This window comes from Novosphingobium sp. NBM11, from assembly GCF_015390225.1.
GTDB lineage: Bacteria > Pseudomonadota > Alphaproteobacteria > Sphingomonadales > Sphingomonadaceae > Novosphingobium.
Map to the genome: position 1 here is coordinate 756,258 of NZ_VUOG01000003.1, position 19,173 is coordinate 775,430.

General features: G+C 67.3%; 17 protein-coding genes. 14 read left to right on the forward strand and 3 right to left on the reverse strand.

The annotated features are described in order from the left end of the window. Nucleotides 1-130: 130 nt before the first annotated feature. A complete protein-coding gene (locus F1640_RS23545; protein ID WP_206694941.1) occupies nt 131-943 on the reverse strand; it encodes an SDR family oxidoreductase in 813 nt (270 codons plus the stop codon). After that, a complete protein-coding gene (locus F1640_RS23550) occupies nt 931-3,333 on the reverse strand; it encodes a TonB-dependent receptor (protein ID WP_124808563.1) in 2,403 nt (800 codons plus the stop codon). The genes F1640_RS23545 and F1640_RS23550 overlap by 13 nt, the downstream gene beginning before the upstream one ends. Before the next feature lie 260 nt (nt 3,334-3,593). Here F1640_RS23550 and F1640_RS23555 point away from each other — a divergent pair, with 260 nt between their 5' ends. The 11 genes from F1640_RS23555 to F1640_RS25630 all read left to right on the forward strand — a co-directional run bounded on the left by F1640_RS23555 (nt 3,594) and on the right by F1640_RS25630 (nt 13,765). Beyond that, a complete protein-coding gene (locus tag F1640_RS23555) occupies nt 3,594-5,075 on the forward strand; it encodes an NAD(P)/FAD-dependent oxidoreductase (protein ID WP_124808564.1) in 1,482 nt (493 codons plus the stop codon). 197 nt (nt 5,076-5,272) lie between these two features. Further along, on the forward strand, nt 5,273-6,421 hold the full coding sequence (locus F1640_RS23560; RefSeq protein ID WP_124808565.1) for an amidase: 1,149 nt from the start codon (nt 5,273-5,275) through the stop codon (nt 6,419-6,421). Beyond that, nucleotides 6,421-7,578, forward strand: a complete 1,158-nt coding sequence (locus F1640_RS23565) for an acyl-CoA dehydrogenase family protein (protein ID WP_124808566.1) — start codon at nt 6,421-6,423, stop codon at nt 7,576-7,578. The genes F1640_RS23560 and F1640_RS23565 overlap by 1 nt, the downstream gene beginning before the upstream one ends. A gap of 37 nt (nt 7,579-7,615) precedes the next feature. Then, nucleotides 7,616-7,975: a hypothetical protein gene (locus F1640_RS23570; protein WP_124808567.1), complete on the forward strand. Its 360-nt coding sequence runs from the start codon at nt 7,616-7,618 to the stop codon at nt 7,973-7,975. Between the two features lie 42 nt (nt 7,976-8,017). Further along, complete coding sequence (locus tag F1640_RS23575) at nt 8,018-9,271, forward strand: Rieske 2Fe-2S domain-containing protein (RefSeq protein WP_124808568.1); 1,254 nt, start codon at nt 8,018-8,020, stop codon at nt 9,269-9,271. Then, on the forward strand, nt 9,268-9,762 hold the full coding sequence (locus tag F1640_RS23580) for an aromatic-ring-hydroxylating dioxygenase subunit beta (protein WP_124808569.1): 495 nt from the start codon (nt 9,268-9,270) through the stop codon (nt 9,760-9,762). The genes F1640_RS23575 and F1640_RS23580 overlap by 4 nt, the downstream gene beginning before the upstream one ends. Beyond that, entirely contained in the window at nt 9,759-10,502 is a 744-nt protein-coding gene (locus F1640_RS23585) for an SDR family NAD(P)-dependent oxidoreductase (protein WP_223806519.1), read from the forward strand. The genes F1640_RS23580 and F1640_RS23585 overlap by 4 nt, the downstream gene beginning before the upstream one ends. Nucleotides 10,503-10,598: 96 nt before the next feature. Continuing rightward, nucleotides 10,599-11,294, forward strand: coding sequence for a L,D-transpeptidase family protein (locus tag F1640_RS23590; protein WP_124808570.1), 696 nt, complete (start codon nt 10,599-10,601; stop codon nt 11,292-11,294). A 44-nt stretch (nt 11,295-11,338) separates the two neighbouring features. Then, nucleotides 11,339-11,791 (forward strand): MarR family winged helix-turn-helix transcriptional regulator, encoded by a 453-nt coding sequence (locus tag F1640_RS23595; RefSeq protein ID WP_124808571.1) that lies wholly within the window; start codon nt 11,339-11,341, stop codon nt 11,789-11,791. 87 nt (nt 11,792-11,878) lie between these two features. Continuing rightward, nucleotides 11,879-13,168 carry an FAD/NAD(P)-binding protein gene (locus F1640_RS23600; protein ID WP_255530697.1) on the forward strand — a complete coding sequence of 430 codons (1,290 nt, stop codon included), beginning with the start codon at nt 11,879-11,881 and terminating at the stop codon, nt 13,166-13,168. A 39-nt stretch (nt 13,169-13,207) separates the two neighbouring features. Further along, entirely contained in the window at nt 13,208-13,765 is a 558-nt protein-coding gene (locus F1640_RS25630; protein ID WP_255530698.1) for a hypothetical protein, read from the forward strand. On the opposite strand, the gene F1640_RS23605 is transcribed toward F1640_RS25630, so the two are convergent. Further along, on the reverse strand, nt 13,762-14,646 hold the full coding sequence (locus tag F1640_RS23605; RefSeq protein WP_124808572.1) for a LysR family transcriptional regulator: 885 nt from the start codon (nt 14,644-14,646) through the stop codon (nt 13,762-13,764). The two genes, F1640_RS25630 and F1640_RS23605, sit on opposite strands and share 4 nt — an antisense overlap. Nucleotides 14,647-14,713: 67 nt before the next feature. Between F1640_RS23605 and F1640_RS23610 the strand changes: the two genes are divergently transcribed. The 3 genes from F1640_RS23610 to F1640_RS23620 are packed head-to-tail and all read left to right on the forward strand — an operon-like array spanning nt 14,714 to nt 19,160. Next, complete coding sequence (locus F1640_RS23610; RefSeq protein ID WP_124808573.1) at nt 14,714-16,294, forward strand: glycerol-3-phosphate dehydrogenase/oxidase; 1,581 nt, start codon at nt 14,714-14,716, stop codon at nt 16,292-16,294. Between the two features lie 39 nt (nt 16,295-16,333). Further along, nucleotides 16,334-17,737: an FAD-binding oxidoreductase gene (locus F1640_RS23615; protein ID WP_190287175.1), complete on the forward strand. Its 1,404-nt coding sequence runs from the start codon at nt 16,334-16,336 to the stop codon at nt 17,735-17,737. Continuing rightward, on the forward strand, nt 17,730-19,160 hold the full coding sequence (locus F1640_RS23620) for an FGGY family carbohydrate kinase (protein ID WP_124808575.1): 1,431 nt from the start codon (nt 17,730-17,732) through the stop codon (nt 19,158-19,160). The genes F1640_RS23615 and F1640_RS23620 overlap by 8 nt, the downstream gene beginning before the upstream one ends. Nucleotides 19,161-19,173: the final 13 nt, after the last annotated feature.

Here is a 19,173-nt window from a genome sequence, read left to right on the forward strand (position 1 = left end):
GTCAGGATCATACGGGCACCGTGGAGAGTCAATGGGCAGGGACGAGGCGCGAACCCCTGAATCCTGCGCCCGAAGGCTGCTTTCCGCGCTGGCATGTCACCGATGCGACAGGTGTGGCGCGGATCGGGGATTATGCGGTCATCAACCGGTCGATCGGATCCTCGCGCTGTTCCGGCCCCAGCGCCAGATAGCCGCCATCCACGGCCACTTCCGCGCCGTTCATGAAGCGCGCCGCGTCCGAGCAGAGAAAGATCACCACGTCCGCCACTTCCGCCGCGTCGGCGATCCGGCCGGGCATGTGGAACACCCCACCCACCGCATCGGCTTTCGCCCGATCGTCCGCGCTCATGGCAAGGATGGCGTTGGACCACGTCCACGCCGGCGTCACCGCGTTGACGCGCACGCCACGGCGCGCGAATTCCAGCGCCTGGCTGCGCGTAAGCTGCGCCACGGCGGCCTTGATCGCCGGATAGACGAAGCGCCCCTTTTGCGCGCGATGGCCGCTGACGCTGGAAAAGTTGACGATCGCGCCGGCATGGGCGGCAAGGTGTTCCTGCGCCAGTTGCGCGAACATCGCGCCACCGACCAGGCCGATGTCGAGCGCCTTGAGCCAGGTCTCGCGCTCCGTCGCCAGTCCGTCGTCGAGGTAGGAGGTCGTCACGTTGACGAGGAAGTCCAGCCGCCCGAACCGCGCGATCGTGCTGGCGATGCAGGCTGCGATCGCCGCGTCGGACGTGACGTCGGTTTCGACGAACAGGGATTCGGAGCCGAGATCGGCTTCGGCGCGCTCGCCGCCTGTGCGGTCTATATCCGCGATGACCACCCGCACACCTTGCGCGAGGAAGGCGCGGGCGACCGCCACCCCGATCAGGGTGGCGCCCCCGGCGATGATGGCGGTACGGCCCGCCAGTTCTTCGTACCGCGCCATGGTCAGAACGACCACTTGAGGCCGGCCGACCATTCGCGCGGCCGTGCGTAAAGCTTTTCGTAGAGCCCGAACGATGCGCCATAGACCCCCGTCTGAAGGTACTGCTTGTCGGTCAGGTTGGTCACGCCGGCGAAGACCGAAACCTTTTCGCCGGGGAAAGTGTAGGTCACGTTGGCGTTGAACAGGCTGTAGCCCGGTTGGTAGAGTTCGGGCGAATTGAGCGCGTCCATGTAGGCGCCCGAACGGTACGACCAGTCGATCCGCGCACGGACGTTGCCGCCGTTTGCGAGTTCCACGCTCTTGGAGACAGCGCCGCTCAAGCTCCAGTTGGAAACGCGTTCGAACTTCGACGCCAGCGTGATTTCGGCGGCGGCGGGATCGATCGCGGTGAAACGGGGGTGGAGATAGCCAAGGCTGCCTTCCAGGAACCAGCCGGCCCCAGCGTCGAGGCGGCCCTCCAGTTCCAGCCCCTTGATTTCGGCCGAAGCCGCGTTCTTGGTGACCGGAGCGATGCCGGTGAAGACCTGCACCTGCAGTTCATCGTATTTGGTCAGGAACAGGGCGCCGTTCAGCGTCAGGCGGCGGTTGAACAGCTTCGACTTGAAGCCGATTTCATAGGCTGTGGCCTTTTCTGCGCCGAACTGGGGAATGTTCGCCTGCGGCGGGAACACGCGCTGCACGAAGCCGCCGCTCTTGAACCCCTTCGAGAACGAGGCATAGGCCAGCACGTTGTCGGCCACATGGAACGCGATATTGGCGCTGGGCGTTACCGCATCCTCGTTGCGATAGGCGGTGACATAGGGCAGCACGCGCGTCTGCGGGGTGTTCGGGCTGGCCGCGATCAGCGCGCCGCCAGTCTTGTCCACCAGGATTTCCTGATCGGGAAGGAACGACTTCTGGTCCTTGGTGTAGCGCAAACCGAACGTCAGATCAATGAGCGGGATCGGGGTCCAGGTCGCCTGGCCGAATGCGGCATAGCTTTTCGTGGCGAACTTGCCGCCTGACCGGAAGGTCACCGGCGTGAAGTCCAGATTGTTGATATTGTTGCCGTTCTCGTTGAAGTAATAGAGTCCGACCACGTATTTCAGCTTGTCGTCGGCGGTATTGCCGAGCACCTGCAGTTCCTGGCTGAACTGGTGCTGTTTGAGGATGTCCGCCAGGTGCAGGATCGTGAACGGCGAATGATCGCCGTCGCGGGCATAGTCGCCGCTGACATGGCGATAGGCGGTGATCGACTTCAACTGCACCGGGCCGAGATCCCAGTCGATCACGGCCTGCGCTCCCCACAGGTCGTTCCTCGCATATTGCGGGCCGGTGCCGGCATCGGCACTGTCGCCCACGATGAAGCGATCGCTGAAGCAGGCCGCGGCATTGCCTTGTGGGCTGTAGGGCGCGAACGCGAAGCACGGCTGCCCGCCCAGCAGCGTGGCGAAATAGTTGTGCAGCAGCGTAAAGTTGTCGGTGGGCGCATCGAACGGAGGATTCAGCACATAGGCGCCCGCCGTGGCCGGGCTGCCGGGTGGCAGCATCGGCAGGTTCTGCGGGTTGAAGATGGCGGACTTGTACGTGACGCCCGAGAGCACGAAAGCCGGGCCGTTGGTGCGATCGCGCGTTCCTTCCACCGCAAGATTGACCTCGAACGTGCTGCTTGGCTTCCAGCGCAGGTCGAACCGGCCGGTCAGCGTGCCGACATCGCCCAACTCGCGGCCATCGACGAGGTGCCTGACGTAGCCATCGCGGTTGAAGGTGGCGACGGTGACCTTGGAGAACAGCGTGTCCGAAAGCGGGATGTTGGTGCTCGCCTTCACGTCGATGCGGCTGAAGCGGCCGGTCGTGACCTGCAGGTTGCCCGATGGCGTTTCATCCGGCTTTTTCGTGGTGATGCTGATCGCGCCGCCGATAGTATTGCGGCCGAACAGCGTGCCTTGCGGCCCGCGCAGGATCTCGACACGTTCGACGTCGACCAGATCGAGCAGTGCGCCGACCGAACGGGCGACATAGACGCCATCAACATAGACGCCCACGCCGGGTTCGGTGGTGGGCAGGAATTCCTTCTGCCCGATCCCGCGAATGTAGATCGCCGCCGACGATCCCGCACCGCCGAAGCTGGGGTTGTTCTGCAAGGTCATGTTCGGGGTGAAGCTGGCAAGGCCATCGATCTTCTGCACGCCGCGCGCCTCGATCGCCGCGCCCGAGAAGGCGGAGATGGCCAGCGGGACGGATTGCGCGCTTTCCTCGCGCTTGCGGGCCGTGACCACGATGTCGCCGGCCAGCGGATCGGCCGCGGACGCGCTTTCGGTGGCAGGTGCGGCCGCCTGCGCCATGGCGATGCCGGGCAGGGCAACGGATGTGGAAAGGGATACGAGCAATCCCGCAAGGCGCGGGCCATTGAACAGAGCAGTCATATTTCCCCCCAGGGATCACGGAAGATCGCTTGATCCGTTCGGTCGACGGAGTGGGGTGCATCTCGTCACGGGTTGGCACGGGGGAATATTCAGCGGCTGCAGGCAATGTGCGTCCAGTGCGACTTTGCATGCGTTTGCCGCAGGCGGCGCGGGCGTGCCGTGCAAATGCTGCCGCCCGCGCACAATCCACGCACTGGGCGCATAGGCCGCCCGCGCCGCGAAACCCTACCCGATGTCCTGTCGCATAGGGGATAGACAGGATGGCAGGAACAATCGCGATCGTGGGTGCGGGCATTGCCGGGCTGTGCACCGCCAAGACGCTGGCCGCGCTCGGGTTCGAGGTGACGGTGTTCGAAAAGGAGCCGGATCTCGGCGGGGTATGGTCATCCTCGCGCCGTTATCCGGGCCTGACCACGCAGAACCCGCGCGAGACTTACGCCTTTTCCGACTGGCCGATGCCTGATGACTATCCGGAATGGCCGTCGGGCGCGCAGATGCAGGCCTATCTGGCGAGCTATGCCGATCATTTCGGAGTAACGCCCCGCATCCGCTTTTCGCACACTGTCCTGGCGACGCGCGAACGCGCGGATGCGCCGGGCTGGACCCTGAAGCTTGCCGGCCCCGGCGGCGAGACGGAACAGTCGTTCGACTGGCTGATCCTGTGCAACGGGATCTTTTCGATCCCCGCAGTGCCGCCGTTTCCGGGTACGGACGCGTTCGAGGCGGCGGGGGGCCGGGTGCTGCATACCAGCCAGTTCACCGATCCCGCCCAAGCCAGCGGTCGCCATGTTCTGGTGGTGGGCTACGGCAAGTCTTCGTGCGATGTCGCCAACGCCATCGCCGCGCGCAGCGCCAGCACCACGATGGTGGTGCGCCATCTGATCTGGAAGATACCGAAGCGCATCGGCAATGTCCTCAATTTCAAGCACCTGTTCCTAAACCGGCTGGGCGAGGGGCTCTTTCCGTGGATGGAGCTCAAGGGGTTCGAGGCGTTCCTGCACGGCTCCGGCCTGCTCGGGTTCGGAAAATTCATCCGCAATGCCTTGCTGGCCACGGTGCAGGGCGTGATCGGCCGCCAGCTTGGCCTCAAGCGGATCGGGCTGGACCCCGGAACGCCGCTGGAAACCATCGCGCGCAGCACGGTCAGCCTCGTCAGCGACGGCTTCTACGACAAGGTGGCCAGCGGCCAGCTCGGGTTCGAGCGCGATGCCGAGATCGTCCTTTTGGCGCCCGGCCGCGCGACGCTGTCTAACGGCCGCGACCTGCCCGCCGATCTGGTGATCTGCGGCACGGGCTGGCATCAGCGCGTCGATTTCCTGCCCGATGCGACGCGCGCCAGGGTGACCGACCGTCAGGGCAATTTCCGTCTGTACCGCTCGATGGTGCCGCTGGGCGTGCCGCGCCTGCTGTTCAACGGCTACAATTCGTCGTTCTTCTGCCAGCTCAACGCCGAAATGGGCGCGATCTGGATCGCCGCGCTGCTGACCGGCCGGCTCACCTTGCCCGATGAACCGGCGCAGGTTGCCGATATCGACCGGCGGCTGGCGTGGATGGACGCGCGCACCGGCGGCCGCCATTGCAAGGGCACCAATATCGTGCCGTTCTCGATCCACCATGTCGACGAACTGCTGGTCGACCTTGGTCTGGAACTGCCACGCTCCGTCCGCTTGGCCCAATGGATGCGGACGGTTCGCGCGTCTGACTTCGCGAGCGTCGGGCGGCGTTTCCGGGCGGGCGTTTAGGTCTGCCCGCGAGGCGTTCGTCCGTCCTGGCGCGTCTCATCCGCCGGTCGCGCGGGAAGATACCGACACATCGAAACGATGATTCGTGCGGATCGCACCCTTTTCACTATAGCACTGAATCTAATGCATATTAAGATACTTGAATATTCAAGTATCTAGGGTAAGCTCTTCGTCATAACGGGGAGAAACCGACGGACATGGCGGACGCCATCATCATTCAGGCGATGTCGCTTGGCGGCGACGGACTGCGGGTCGCGGTCAAGGATTCGCTCGACATCGCGGGCTATCCCACGCGGGGCGGCAGCGCCGCGCTGGCGGATGCGCCCCCGGCCGCGCGCCATGCTGATGTGGTGCAGGCCGTGCTCGATGCCGGTTGCCGGATCATCGGCAAGGCCAACATGCACGAGCTGGCCTATGGCGTGACCGGCGTAAACGGCTGGACCGGGACGCCCGTCAATCCCTTGTATCCCGGCCACGTCCCTGGCGGTTCCTCCAGCGGTTCGGCGGCGGCGGTCGCGGCCGGGCTGTGCGATTTCGCGCTGGGCACCGACACCGGCGGATCGATCCGCACACCGGCCGCCTGCTGCGGCGTGTTCGGCCTCAAGCCCACATTCGGCCGGGTCAGCCGGCAGGGCGCGCACCCGGCGGTCTCCTCGCTCGATTGCGTCGGGCCGTTTGCCGGCAGCGTGGCGATGCTGGAGCGGGCGATGGCGATCATCGATCCCACGTTCGAGATCGCGGAAAAGCCCGTGACCATTCGGCTCGGGCGTGTGGCCTGCGCCACTGACCCGGCGGTCGCGCAGGCGTTCGATGCGGCGCTCGCTGGCTCCGCCGCACATCTCACGGAAAGAATGCTGCCGGGCATGGACGCGGCGTTTGCCGCCAATATCGCCATCATCGGCGCGGAGACCTGGGCGGCGTTCGGTTCGCTTACGGCATCGCCAGACATGGGTGAGGACGTGCGCCAGCGCCTGCTCAACGCCAGCAAGGTGACGGCTGACGATCTGGCGAAGGCGGAGGACGTGCGCGCGCGGTTCCGGGCCGAAGTCGATGCCGCGCTGGAAGGCGTCGACGCGCTGGTGCTACCGACCATGCCGGTGTTCGTGCCCACGCTGGAGGACGCCGCCGACGCGGCCGCGATGCTCAAGCTGACCGCGCTGGTGCGGCAGTTCAACCTGTCCGGCCATCCCGCGCTGTCGATCCCCGTGGCGACGCCTACCGGACTTCCGATCGGTATCCAGCTGGTTGGCCGCATCGGTGGCGACGCCGCGCTGTGTGCCGTGGCGCGCGCGCTGGCGCCGTCGCTGGATATTCCAACCTATCTGCAACGAGAGGAGCAGGCCTGATGAACGTGGCACTCGATGTCCGCAAGGACGTAAACGCGCTGGACCGCCTCTTGCTCGCGGTGCGCGAACAGCGCGAGACGTTTTCCGAAAGCCAGCAGGTCAGCGCGGACGTGGTCCGCCTGATGCGCGAGGCCGGCATCTATCGCGCCATGGTGGCAAAGCGCTTTGGCGGGGACGAGATGTCGCCGGCCAGCTTCCTGCGCCTGATCGAAACGATCAGCCAGGTCGATGGCTCGTCGGGCTGGGTCGCGAGCTTCGGCTTTTCGGCGGTCTATCTGTCCGCGCTGCCGCTGCCGACGCTCGAAAAGATGTACGCCAACGGGCCGGACGTGATCTTCGCCGGCGGCATCTATCCGCCGCAGCGCGCGGTGCCGGTCGCTGGCGGGCTGGAAGTCTCGGGCCGCTGGTCATGGGGCAGCGGCTCGACCGGGGCGGACCTGATCGGCGTGGGCATCAAGGTCGAAAACGGCGCGAACAGCGGCCCTTATGCGGGGCTTCCACTGATCGCGGTGATGCCGGCGGGCAAGGTCACGATCGAGCGCAACTGGGACGTCAACGGCCTCAAGGGCACCGGCAGCCATGACATGGTGGTCGACAAGGTGGTCGTGCCGGAGGAATGGACGTTCGTGCGCGGCGGGGCTTCGAGCCTCGATACGCCGCTCTACCGCTATCCCTCGATGCCGCTGGCGGCGCAGGTGCTGTCCGTGGTCGCGCTCGGCACCGCGCGGGGCGCGCTCGATTGCCTGATCGAGATGGCGGGCGGGCGCACCTCGATCACCGGCGCGCCCACGCTGGCGGACCGGGCCTATCTGCAGACCGACGTGGCCAAGGCCGAAGCCGCGCTGCGCTCCGCGCGGGCGTTCTTCTACGAGATCACCGAGGAAGCCTACGATACGCTGGTCGCCGGCGACGATCTCAGCATCGAAACACGCGCCCTGCTCCGCCTTGCCTCGACGCAGGCGGCGCGGGTGGGCGCCGACGTGGCGCAGGCGGTCTATCGCCTGAGCGGCACTACCGGCATCGCCACGAACCACCCGATCGCCCGCCACCTGCAGGACGCGATGGTCGTGCCCCAGCACGCGTTCCTCTCGGACGGCACCTGGCAGAACGCCGGCCGCGTGCTGCTGGGCCTCGACGCCCCCGCCGGCTTCCCATGAGCACCCGCACTCCAGACCTTCAGCAAGGATCCCCGAAATGACCGATACCAAGCCTCCGCTTCGCGTTCTGTTCTGCGGCGCCGTGCTCCAGAACTTCTTCGACCTTCCCGCCGCCGAGATCGGCAAGGTCTGGCAGGCGACCGGCGAGATGCTGAAGGGCATCCGTGATTTGCCGGGTGTGACCGTGCTCGGCACGATCGACGACGATCAGACCATGGTCGGCACATCACCCAACGGCTGGCCGTGGACGTTCTATATCCTCGCCGAAGTGCCCGATCGCGATACGGTCGTTGCCGCCTGCAACCTGTTCCGCACGATCGAGGTCGGGGAACATCGCCTGTGGCGCTACATGCGCGTCGAAGCGCGGATCGGGCGCGAGCTGGTGATCCCGGCGTGACCTTTCGATCGATCCTTTGTTCCAGCCCGCAAGGAGGTCTGCATGACTGATCCAGCGAACACATTGGTGCGCGAAGACCGCGTGCACACCAGCCTCTATACCGATCCCGCGCTGTTCGACGCGGAGATGGACCGGATTTTCAAGAACAGCTGGGTCTGGGTGGCACACGCCAGCGAACTGCCCGGCCCAAATACGTTCAAGACCGCGCATGTCGGGCTGGAGCCGGTGATCGTCACGCGCGACAAGGCGGGCGAAGTCCACGTGCTGCTCAACCGCTGCCGCCATCGCGCGGCCAGCGTGTGCGAGAAGAAGAAAGGCAAGGCCTCGGTCTTCGTCTGCCCATACCACGGCTGGAGCTATGCCCCCGACGGCGCGTTGCGCATGGTGCCGCACGCCAAGGGCTATCCCGCCGATTTCGACAAGGACGAGTTTCCGCTGCTGTCGCTGCGCACCGAAAGCTACAACGGCATGATCTACGCGACCTTCCGCGACGACATCATGCCGCTGGAGGAATGGCTTGGCCCGGCGCGCAAGTGGATCGACCTGTTCATGAAGCAGGGCGCGGGCTTCGGCGTGAAGGCGCTGGGCGAACACAAGTTCCGCTTCCCCGGCAACTGGAAGATCCAGCTCGAGAACACGACGGACGCCTATCACTTCCCGATCGTCCACAAGACCTTCCTCGACAGCCTGGACGAGGAGACCGAGGACGTGTTCGACGTGCTGGGGCAGGGCGGCTGGGTCGAGGACCTGGGCAATGGCCACTCGGTCATGGTCATGATCCCCGATCTCATCGATCTCGAGGACAACCTCGACGCGCCGATACCCGAACGCTTCGCCGCGCTGGCCGATGAACTGCGCGCCGAGGGGCATGACGAGGCGCTGGTACGCAAGGTCGTGCGCGCCGTGGGCGGCACCGGGTTCAACCTCAACATGTTTCCCAACATTGCCTGTTCGATGGCGTTCTTCCGCGTGCTGCGGCCTGTCAGCGTGGACGAGACCGAGATCCAGCACATCGCCATCGGCATGGACGGCGGCCCCGCGCCGGCGAACCGGATGCGCCTGCGGCTGCACGAGCACTTCCAGGGGCCGATGGGTTTCGGCACGCCCGACGACGCCGAAGGCTGGGAGCGCGTCCAGCGTGGCGCGCAGGCCGGGCAGGATGTGTGGATCATGGTCAATCGCGGCGTCGCCGCGCCCGATGGCGTGGCCGAGCCGGGCCATAACGCGGGCGACGTGTCCTCCGAAACGGGAATGCGCGCGGCTTACCGCATGTGGAAGAGGATGATGGAAGCATGAGCGCTCCGGCAACGATCACAGCCGCGATCGGCCTGGACGAGGCCGCCGTCTTCATCTGGGCGGAAGGCGAACTGCTTGACCGGCTGGCCTACAGGGAATGGCTGCCGCTGTGGGCGGGCGGGCACTATGTGATCCCGATCGACCGCGAGGCCAGCGACCCGGCCGATGCGCTGAACATCGCCTATGACGACGCGACGATGCGCGAAGCGCGGGTCAAGCGCCTGCTTTCGGGCTTCTCGATGTCGTCGGCCCCGCCGGCGCGGACGGTGCGCGCCGCCTCGCGATTCGTGGTGGAGGACAGCGCGCCCGGCGCGCTGACGGTGCGTTGCGCGCAGATTCTTGTCGAATACAAGTATGGCCGCACCCGCACGCTGGCAGCGGACGTGACCTACCGGCTCGTCCGTACCGATGCGGGGCTCAGGATGGCGGGCAAGACCATCCTGCTGCTCAATTCCGACGAGGATCTGTTCGGCATAGGATACCTGCTGTGAAGCGCGATACCGTACTGGTCACCGGGGGGGCGAGCGGCCTTGGCGCGGCGATCGCCCGGGCCTTCCACGCCGCCGGCTTCAATGTGGGGATAGGCGATATAGACGCGGACGGCGCGGTGGCGCTGGCGCGCGATCTCGACGCCAGCGGCGAGACCGCGACGGGCATCGCGCTGGACGTGCGTGATCAGGCCGCGTTCGAGGCGGCGCATGGCCTGCTCGTCGCGCGCTGGGGCAGCGTGGAAGCGCTGGTGAACAACGCCGCGCTCACTGCCGCGCGCCCGGTGCTGGATATCACGCCCGACGAGTTCGACGCCGTGCTCGCGGTCAACCTGCGCGGCACGTTCGTCGGCAGCCAGGTCTTCGCGCGCGCGTTCAAGGCGGCGGGCTATGGCCGGATCGTCAATCTGGCCTCGCTGGCCGGGCAGAACGGGGGCACGGCGACGGGCGCGCATTACGCGGTGTCGAAAGGCGGCATCATCACGATGACCAAGGTCTTCGCGCGCGATCTGGCGCCGTTCGGGATCACGGTCAACGCGATCGCGCCGGGGCCGCTCGATACGCCGATGGTGCATCGCACGGTGCCGGCGGACCGCATGGCGCAGTTCCTGACCAACGTGCCCGTCGGCCAGATCGGCGATCCCGCCTTCATTGCCTCGATGGCGGTCCGGCTTTGCGCGCGCGATGCCACCTTCATCACCGGCGCGACCATCGACATCAACGGGGGCCTTTACATGCGGTGAGGATCGCGTCGCCGGGGAATTTCATTCCGCGGCGGTGGCAATGACAACCTGCTGGTGACTCCGGTCACCGGCATGGTTAACACGAATCCCATGGTCATGACGGGCTTCCGATCTGTTGCGGCGCTGGGGCTGATCGCGCTCGCCTGCGCGGCGCCTTGTATTGCCCAGACCGCGCCGCAGTCCGCACAGCCATCCTCCCCGCCGCCGCCCTCGTCATCCAGCGCTATCGTGGTTACCGCGCCGCCGCCCGCGCCCGGCTCCTATTGGCTGGACGAAGGGCCGTGGAGCGATCCGGTTCGCATCGTCGTCGGTCTGCGGCGGCAGACGCTGGCGGTCTATGCGGGCGACCGGTTGATCGGCATGGCGTCCGTATCGACGGGCAGGAAGGGGCACAGCACGCCGGAAGGAGTTTACGCGATTCTGCAGAAGCAGAAATGGCACCGCTCCAACCTCTACAGCAACGCGCCCATGCCGTTCATGCAGCGGCTGACCTGGACCGGCATCGCGCTGCATGCCGGACACAATCCCGGCCACCCCGCCAGCCATGGGTGCATCCGTATGCCCTATGCCTTTGCCCGCGAGTTGTACGATCTGACGCGGATCGGCTCGCAGGTTCGCGTGACGATGGACGATCTGGCGCCGGCGCTGGCGGTCGATCCGGCCGCGTTCGATTTCGGTGCTGACGGAGAGGTCACCTTCCGCTTCGCGTCGGACACCTATGATTCGCGCATTCCGATGGAACGGATAGCCCCGATCCTTGCCGTCGATCCCGGCATCTACAACCTCTATTGAGGCGGTCGTTGCAATCCGGCGCGCCGGGCGGCAAACGCGCGGACATGACCGAGAGTTCGCCTGCTTCGCGCCCCGCGCACTTCGATCCGCGCGGCTGGCCGTTCTTCTGGATGACGCAGGCGGTGGGCCGCTACCTGCGCAAGCTGGAACAGCACCTGAAGCGTGAGGGGCTGGATGTCGCGCGCTGGCGCGTGCTGATGTCGGTCGGCAACCGCCAGCTTGGCGTGAGCGAGATCGCCGACCTCGCCATCGTCAAGCTGCCGACGATGCTCAAGCTGATCCAGCGCATGGAAGCGGATGGCTTGGTGCAATGCGCCCCGCGCGCATCGGACGCGCGCTATACCGACGTGTCGCTGACGCCGGCGGGGCAGGAAGCGTGCGATCGGGCCTGGACCGTGGCCAACGCGATCTACCAGACCGTGTTTCACGACATCCCCGCCGAGGACGAAGCCCATCTCAACGATGTGCTGAAACGGGTGTTCGAGCGGCTGGGATAGCCGCGCCAAACCCGATCGCCCGATAAGAACTTGCCCGAAGCGGATTAAGCAGGCTTGATCCCCGCAGAGCGTGCGGGGGGTATGGCGATGGGCGACGGCGAAGCGCGGCGGCTGGGGATGGATCTACCCATCGCGCGCCGGGATTTCATGCAGGGAATGGCCGTGGCGACGGCGGTGGGCGCGATGCCGGCCGCCGCCTCCGGACAGGTTGGCCTCGCGCCGGACGCGGCATCCTATCCGCCTTTGCGCACCGGCCTGCGCGGACAGTATCCGGGCTCGTTCGAGGTAGCACACCTGGCGCGCGACGGCGGTTTCACCGGCCCCGTCGCGGCGGACGATACCGGCGAGCATTACGACCTGGTGGTGGTCGGCGGCGGCATATCGGGCCTTTCCGCCGCGTGGTTCTATCGCAAGGCGCTGGGGCCGGACGTGCGCGTACTGGTGCTGGACAACCACGACGACTTCGGCGGCCATGCCAAGCGCAACGAGTTCCGCCACGAGGGGCGCACGATCCTGGCTTACGGCGGCACGATGAGCATCGAGACGCCGTTCCCCTACAGCCATTCGTCCAAGGCGCTGCTGGCGGACCTTGGCGTGGTGCCATCGACGTATGCGCGCTACGACCGCTCGGCGCAGGTCTATGCCGGGCTGGGGCAGGGGGCGTTCTTCGATAAGGAGCACTTCGGCGCGGATCGCACCGTTGCAGGCATGAACCGCCGCCCGTGGGCGGAGTTCTTCGCCGCCGCGCCGCTGACCCCGGCGGTGCGCGCGGACCTGACGCGGCTCTATACCGACAAGGTCGATTACCTGCCGGCCCTCGCGCCCGAGGCGAAAGTCGCCGCGCTCCAGCGCATGAGCTATGCCGATTTCCTGCTGAAGCACGCGCGGCTGCGGCCCGAAAGTCTGCCCTGGTTTGCGGGTATGGCGTTTCGCAACAACATGCGCGTCGATACCTGCCCCGCCTATACCGCCGCGCGCGGTGGCCGGTCGCCCGGCTTCGCGGGGATGGCGCTACCGCATCCGATCGAGGCGGAGGCGGAGCATTTCCACTTTCCCGATGGCAACGCCTCGATCGCGCGCCTGCTGGTCAACCGTCTGGTGCCCGGCGTGTTCGGCCCCGCCGCGCTCGATCAGGAGACGATCGTACGCGCGCCGGCCGACTATGCGGCGCTCGACCGGCCTGACAACGCGACGCGCGTGCGGTTGAGCAGCACGGCGATCCGCGTCGAGCATCTCGGCGCGCCCATCGTGCTGACCGAGAAGGCGGTACGGGTCGTCTACATGCGGGACGGCAAGCCCCGTTCGGTCACCGGCGCGAACGTAATCCTGGCCTGCTTCAACAACATCATCCCCCATATCGTGCCCGAACTGCCGTAGGAGCAGAAAGCTGCGCTGCGCTATCCGTCCAAGGTGCCGATGCAGTACACCAATGTCCTGCTGCGCGACTGGAAGGCGTGGAAGGCGCTGGGCGTGCGCTCGATCAGCGCGCCCAATGGCTATCACACCTCGGCCTCGCTCGACACGGCGATGGCGATCGGCGGCTATGCCAGCGCGATGGACCCGGCCGAACCGGTGGTGGTGCACATGGTGCGCAATCCCAACCAGCCCGGCCTTTCGCGCAAGGACCAGAATCGCGCCGGTCGCGCCGACATGCTGGCGACGCCGTTCGAAACGATCGAGCGCGAAATCCGCGCCCAACTCCAGCGGATGCTTGGCGCGGGCGGGTTCGACGCGCGGCGCGATATCCTGGCGATCACGGTCAACCGCTGGCCGCATGGCTATGCCTATACGTATGACACGCTGGGCGATCCGGACATGCCCGATGCGCAGCGCCCGCATGTGATCGGTCGCCGCCCGCTTGGGCGCATCGCCATTGCCAACGCCGATGCGGGCGCGGCGGCGTTCACCAATGTCGCGATCGACGAGGCGGAGCGCGCGGTGCAGGAATGCCTCGTCAGCCGGGGGCTGACCTAGGCCGTACCCCGCAGGATGGTCACGAAGGCCGATACCAGCGCGCTGCGGCTGCGGTTACGTAGAAGGTGGATGGCATCGCGCGTCTGTTCGCCCTCCGGCAGCGGTAGCGTGGCGAGCGTGCCGTCGGCGCAGGCGCGCGCCGCCAGCGATCGCGGCACGACGGTGATGGCCAGGCCGCTGCGCGCCATGTCGAGGCAGGCGGCGGTGGAATCCAGCTCGTAATCGGGGAACAGGCCGGCGGCGAAGCGCGCGCGCAGGGCACGCGGAAAGTTGCTGCCCGGTGCCGGGCGGGGCAAGGCCCAGCGCCAGGCCGCCGTGTCGGGGCGTCCTTCGGCGGCCAGCAGGGGATGATCCGCGCGGCAGACCACCACCAGCGGCTCGGACGGCAGGGGAATGCATAGCACCTCGTCGGCATGGCCTGATGTCGCGAACTTGGCGCGATCGCACACCACCAGATCGAGGCGCCGGTCCACCAGCGTTTCCAGCAGTTGCTCCGACGGCCCGCCGGTCACGGTTATCCGCACCGCCGGGTGATCGCGCGCGAAACGGATGATGGCGTCAGTCAGCAGGGGTTGTAGGGGATAGGGGCCGGCGCCGATGCGGACGGTGCCGGTGGTCGGTTGCTTCAGGCCGCGCGCTTCCTGTTCGAGATTGGCGGCGGCGGCGATCACGTCGCGCGCGGAACGGATCAGGCGTTCGGCGGCGCCGGTCGGCCGGACATAGTGCGTCGAGCGGTCGAACAACGGGGCATCCAGTTCGCCTTCCAGCTTCTGGATCGACCGCGTCAGGGCGGACTGGGTGAGGCCAAGCTCGTCCGCCGCCCGCGCGAAATTGCCGATGCGGTAGAGCGTTTCGAAATGGCGGAGCCGGCGCAGGTTCATCAACAGTCACCATATCATTCCTGTTTTGCATTACCAAGCCATCGGACATTCGCGTAGCGTACAGCGCATGAACGGCACTTTCCTTGACTCGCGGACCCGGCGCGCCACTTTCGCGCGGCTGGAAGCCGGCGTGTTCGATCTTGCGGTGATCGGTGGCGGGATCACCGGCGCCGGCATTGCCCGCGATGCCGCGATGCGGGGCCTTTCGGTGGCGCTGGTGGAAGCGCGCGATTACGCCAGCGGCACCAGCAGCCGCAGTTCCAAGATGATTCATGGCGGGCTGCGCTATCTGGCGCAGGGCGATGTGGCGCTGGTCAAGGAGGCGGCTTCGGAGCGGCAGATCCTGCGCCGCATCGCGCCGCATCTCGCGCGGCTGACGCCGTTCCTGATCCCCACCGTGTCGATGGCGATGGCGGCCAAGCTGCGCGCCGGGCTGTGGACGTTCGAAAAGCTGGGCGGCGTACCCGAAGCCGAACGGCACGAGGCGATCGGCCTCGCGGAATTGCGCCGGCGCGAACCGCTGATGCGCACCGATGGCCTCAATGGCGCTATCCTCTATCCCGAGTTCCTGACCGACGACGCGCGGCTGGTGCTGGCCAATATCCGCGCCGCGCAGGCGGCGGGCGCGGTGGTCCTCAACTATGCGGCGGCGGCGGAACTGACCGGTAACGGCCTCGTGGCGCGCTCCACGCTGGAGGGCGAGGCGCTGGGGGCACGGGTCCGCGCGAAGCTGGTCGTCAACGCGGCGGGCGCGTGGGTCGATCGCGTGCGGGCGCTGGAAGCGGGGGAGGGCGATACGCGCCTTTCGCTCAGCCGCGGCATCCATCTGGTGCTGCCCCGCGCGCGCGTCCCTGTCAACGCCACGCTGATCCTGCGCGCGCCGGACAAGCGGAGCATCTTCGCCGTGCCGCGTGGCGCGTTCACGTACCTTGGCACGACCGATGTGTTCCACACGGGATCGGATTACTGGCCTGCGCCCGAACGGTCCGACATCGACTATCTGCTGCGCGCGACGGAGAAGGCGCTCGACATCGCGCCTATCAGGGATGGCGAGATCGAGGCGTTGTGGTCCGGCGTGCGGCCCCTGATCGCGCAGCCCGGCAAGAAGGCCAACGAGGTTTCGCGCAAGGACGAAATCTGGACGTCGCCCGGCGGGCTGGTCTCGATCGCGGGCGGCAAGCTCAGCGCCTATCGCGCGATGGCCGAGCGGGTGGTCGATCTGGTGGTCGAACGTACCGGCGCCGCTGCCCGCGCCTGCGCGACGGCGGATGTGCCGTTGCCCGGTGGGGAGGCGGCTCCCGATCTGGCGGGCATCGCCCCGGTCGCCGCCGAGCGGCTGGCGGGACTTTACGGCAGCGAGGCGCCGGAAATCGTCGCCGATGGCGGCGATGTCGCGGCCGAAGCCCGCCGCGCGGTCACGCACGAAGGCGCGGCGACGCTGGAGGACTACTGGGTGCGCCGCAGCGCGCGCGCGTGGTTCGATCACGGCGCGGGGCTGGATGCGCTGGAGCCGGCGGCGGCCGCGATGGGGTTGCTGTTGGGGTGGAGCGCGCAGGAGCATGCGGATCAGGTCGCCCGGTGCCGCGCGCTCGAACGGGACAGCCGGCGTCTGCTGGAAGCGACGCCGGGGATGGAAATACAAGCCTGACACGCATCGCGTGGCCAAGGTACAGGGAGAATGCAGGCAATGAAGGCTATCGGAGAAGCGCTGGTGAGCGCGCTGGGCGGCGACAAGGTGGCCAGCGATGGCGATGCGCGGAACGCGCGCCGGTACGATCAGTGGGCGGTCAAGCATCTGCGCGACTGGCGTGGGGAAGCGGTGCCCGCGCCGGGCTGGATCGTGCGGCCCCAATCGGTCGAGGACGTCCAGAAGGTCGTGCGCCTGGCGAACGAACACCGCGTGCCACTGATCCCCTATGGCCTGGGCAGCGGCGTCTGCGGCGGGATCGAGCCGTCGCCGGATGCGATCCTGCTCGACATGGGCGCGATGAACAAGGTTCGCTTCATCGACAGCGACGATCTGCTAGCGAGCTTCGATGCCGGGCTGAACGGGATGGAGGCCGAGGAGGCCGTGGCGGCGCAGGGCCTCACCATCGGCCATTGGCCGCAGTCCATCGCGATCAGCAGCGTGGGCGGCTGGGTTTCCACGCGCGCTTCGGGCCAATTCTCGACCGCCTATGGCAATATCGAGGACATCATTCATTCGATCGAGGCGGTGTTGCCCACGGGCGAGCTGGTCACGCTGGGCAAGGCGGTGCGCGCGGCGGCGGGGCCGGATCTCCGGCACCTGCTGATGGGCGCGGAAGGCACGATGGGCGTGGTTACGGGGGTCACGCTTTCGTTGCGTGCCAAGCCCGAACAACGCGGCTACAGCATCTTCTATGCCGATGACATGCAGGCCGGTTTCGAGGCGCAGCGCCGGATCATCCGCGCCGACTGGCGTCCGCCCGTCATGCGCCAGTACGATGGCCGCGAAGTCCGCCGCCTGTTCCGCGACTACGAACGCGGCGGCAAGGCCATGCTGCTGATGGTGCACGAAGGCCCGCAGGCGCGGATCGACGCCGAACTGGCGGCGATGCACGAGATCGCGGCCGCGTCCGGGCTGGAGGCGGGCGATCCCGCCGCTGCGCGGCAATGGATCGAACGGCGCAACCATGTGCCGAGCTGGCGCGAGATGTTCGAGCGCGGCTACATCGCCGACACGGTCGAGATTTCAGGCCGCTGGAGCGAAATCGGCGCGATCTATGACGATGCGATCGCCGCGCTGAACGCGCTTCCGGGGGTTGTGAACGCGTCGGCGCACAGCTCCCATGTCTATCGTTCGGGCATCAACCTCTATTTCAGCTTCGCCGCGACCTTCGACGATACGGCGCAGATGGAGCCTGCCTATTTCGCTGGCTGGCGCGCGATCATGGAAGCGACGGCACGGCATGGCGGCGGCGTGGCGCACCATCATGGTGCGGGACGGTTGCGCAAGCCCTACCTGCACCATGATCTGGGGGATGAAGGCGTGGCGCTGTTGCGGCGCATCAAGGCGGCGCTCGATCCGCAGGGCATCATGAATCCCGGCAACCTGATCCCCGATGCCTGAACTGTTGCTGGCGCTCGACGCGGGCACCACCGGCGCCCGCGCCATGCTGGTCGATCCGGCCGGCACAGTGCTGGGCGTCGACAAGCGGCCGATCGCCAGCACCTATCCCGCCCCGGGCCTGGTCGAACAGGACCCGGCCGGCGTGTGGGACATATGCCGCGCCGTGATCGCGGGAGCGCTGGTGGCGGCGGGCCGCACGATGGCGGATGTCGCGGTCCTCGGCGTCACCTCGCAGCGCGCCAGCGTGGTGGTGTGGGACCGGCACACCGGCCAGCCGGCCGCGCCGATGCTGGTGTGGAGCGACCTGCGCGGCATGGACGCCTATCGCGATCTGCGCGCGGCCGGCTTCACCGCCTGGCCGCAGGTGCCCTCCGCCAAGCTTCCCGCCGCCATCGCGCTTTCCGGCAAGCCTGCGGCCGATCTCCAGTGGGGAACGCTCGATAGCTGGCTGGTTTATTGCCTCAGCGGCGGCGCGGCGCATGTGACCGACATTTCCTGCGGCTGGATGACGGGCTATTTTGACTACGCCGGCGGCGGGGGCTGGAACCCGGCCCTGCTGGAGTATCAGCGGCTGCCCGAAAGCATGTTTCCGGCGCTGGTCGAAAGCTGGGGGCCGATCGCGTGGACCGCGCCCGCCGCGCTGGGCGCAGTGGTGCCGATCACCGCGCTGATTGCCGACCAGCAGGCAGGCATGGTCGCGCATGGCGCGCTCGAACGCGGCGCGTGGAAGGTAACCTATGGCACGTCCGGCGTGCTGATGGCGAACGCCGGCGATCAACCGATGGCGCCCCACTTCAGCATGCCGGCCGAAGCACTGGCTTTTGCCGGAGGCGAGCGGCTGTTCTGCATCGAGGGGATGGTCATCACGGCGGGATCGCTTGTGGAATGGATGTGCGGTGCGCTGGGGCTGTTCGCATCCCCCTCCGTCCTGGAGGCCGCCGCGGCCTCGGTCGCGGATAGCGGCGGCGTGATCGTGCGGCCTTCGCTGGCGGGCATGGGCGCACCCCACGGGCGCTTCGATGCGCGCGGGATGATCGCGGGGTTGAACCTTGGCAGCGGCCCGGCGCAAGTCGCGCGCGCCGCGCTGCACGGAATCGCGCATCGCTTTCGCGATATTGTCGACGTGATCGAAAAGGCGCTGCCGGTGCCCGAAGCGCTGCCCGCCGATGGCGGGCTTTCCGCCAGCGATACCTTGCTGCAGTTGCAGGCGGACACGCTCCAGCGCCCGGTGCGCCGCCATGCCGTGCCGGAGGGCACGGCCTATGGGGCAGCGCTGGCGGCCGGGCTGGGGGCGGGGCTGCTCGACGCGGCCGACCTGTCGGCCGTCGTGCGGTATGGCCGTGAATTCCACCCTGCGGTTACGCGGGATGAGGCCGATGCCGCTTACGCCGCATGGCGGGCGGCGGTCGACGTCGACGCGTGACGGATGGCCTTCG

Coding starts and splice junctions, on each gene's coding strand:
- F1640_RS23600 (WP_255530697.1), top strand. CDS start 11,879: ATGGGCGACGGCGAAGCGCGGCGGCTGGGGATGGATCTACCCATCGCG.
- F1640_RS23615 (WP_190287175.1), top strand. CDS start 16,334: ATGAAGGCTATCGGAGAAGCGCTGGTGAGCGCGCTGGGCGGCGACAAG.
- F1640_RS23605 (WP_124808572.1), bottom strand. CDS start 14,646: ATGAACCTGCGCCGGCTCCGCCATTTCGAAACGCTCTACCGCATCGGC.
- F1640_RS23570 (WP_124808567.1), top strand. CDS start 7,616: ATGACCGATACCAAGCCTCCGCTTCGCGTTCTGTTCTGCGGCGCCGTG.
- F1640_RS23575 (WP_124808568.1), top strand. CDS start 8,018: ATGACTGATCCAGCGAACACATTGGTGCGCGAAGACCGCGTGCACACC.
- F1640_RS23590 (WP_124808570.1), top strand. CDS start 10,599: ATGACGGGCTTCCGATCTGTTGCGGCGCTGGGGCTGATCGCGCTCGCC.
- F1640_RS23610 (WP_124808573.1), top strand. CDS start 14,714: ATGAACGGCACTTTCCTTGACTCGCGGACCCGGCGCGCCACTTTCGCG.
- F1640_RS23550 (WP_124808563.1), bottom strand. CDS start 3,333: ATGACTGCTCTGTTCAATGGCCCGCGCCTTGCGGGATTGCTCGTATCC.
- F1640_RS23560 (WP_124808565.1), top strand. CDS start 5,273: ATGGCGGACGCCATCATCATTCAGGCGATGTCGCTTGGCGGCGACGGA.
- F1640_RS23620 (WP_124808575.1), top strand. CDS start 17,730: ATGCCTGAACTGTTGCTGGCGCTCGACGCGGGCACCACCGGCGCCCGC.
- F1640_RS23555 (WP_124808564.1), top strand. CDS start 3,594: ATGGCAGGAACAATCGCGATCGTGGGTGCGGGCATTGCCGGGCTGTGC.
- F1640_RS25630 (WP_255530698.1), top strand. CDS start 13,208: ATGCAGTACACCAATGTCCTGCTGCGCGACTGGAAGGCGTGGAAGGCG.
- F1640_RS23595 (WP_124808571.1), top strand. CDS start 11,339: ATGACCGAGAGTTCGCCTGCTTCGCGCCCCGCGCACTTCGATCCGCGC.
- F1640_RS23580 (WP_124808569.1), top strand. CDS start 9,268: ATGAGCGCTCCGGCAACGATCACAGCCGCGATCGGCCTGGACGAGGCC.
- F1640_RS23565 (WP_124808566.1), top strand. CDS start 6,421: ATGAACGTGGCACTCGATGTCCGCAAGGACGTAAACGCGCTGGACCGC.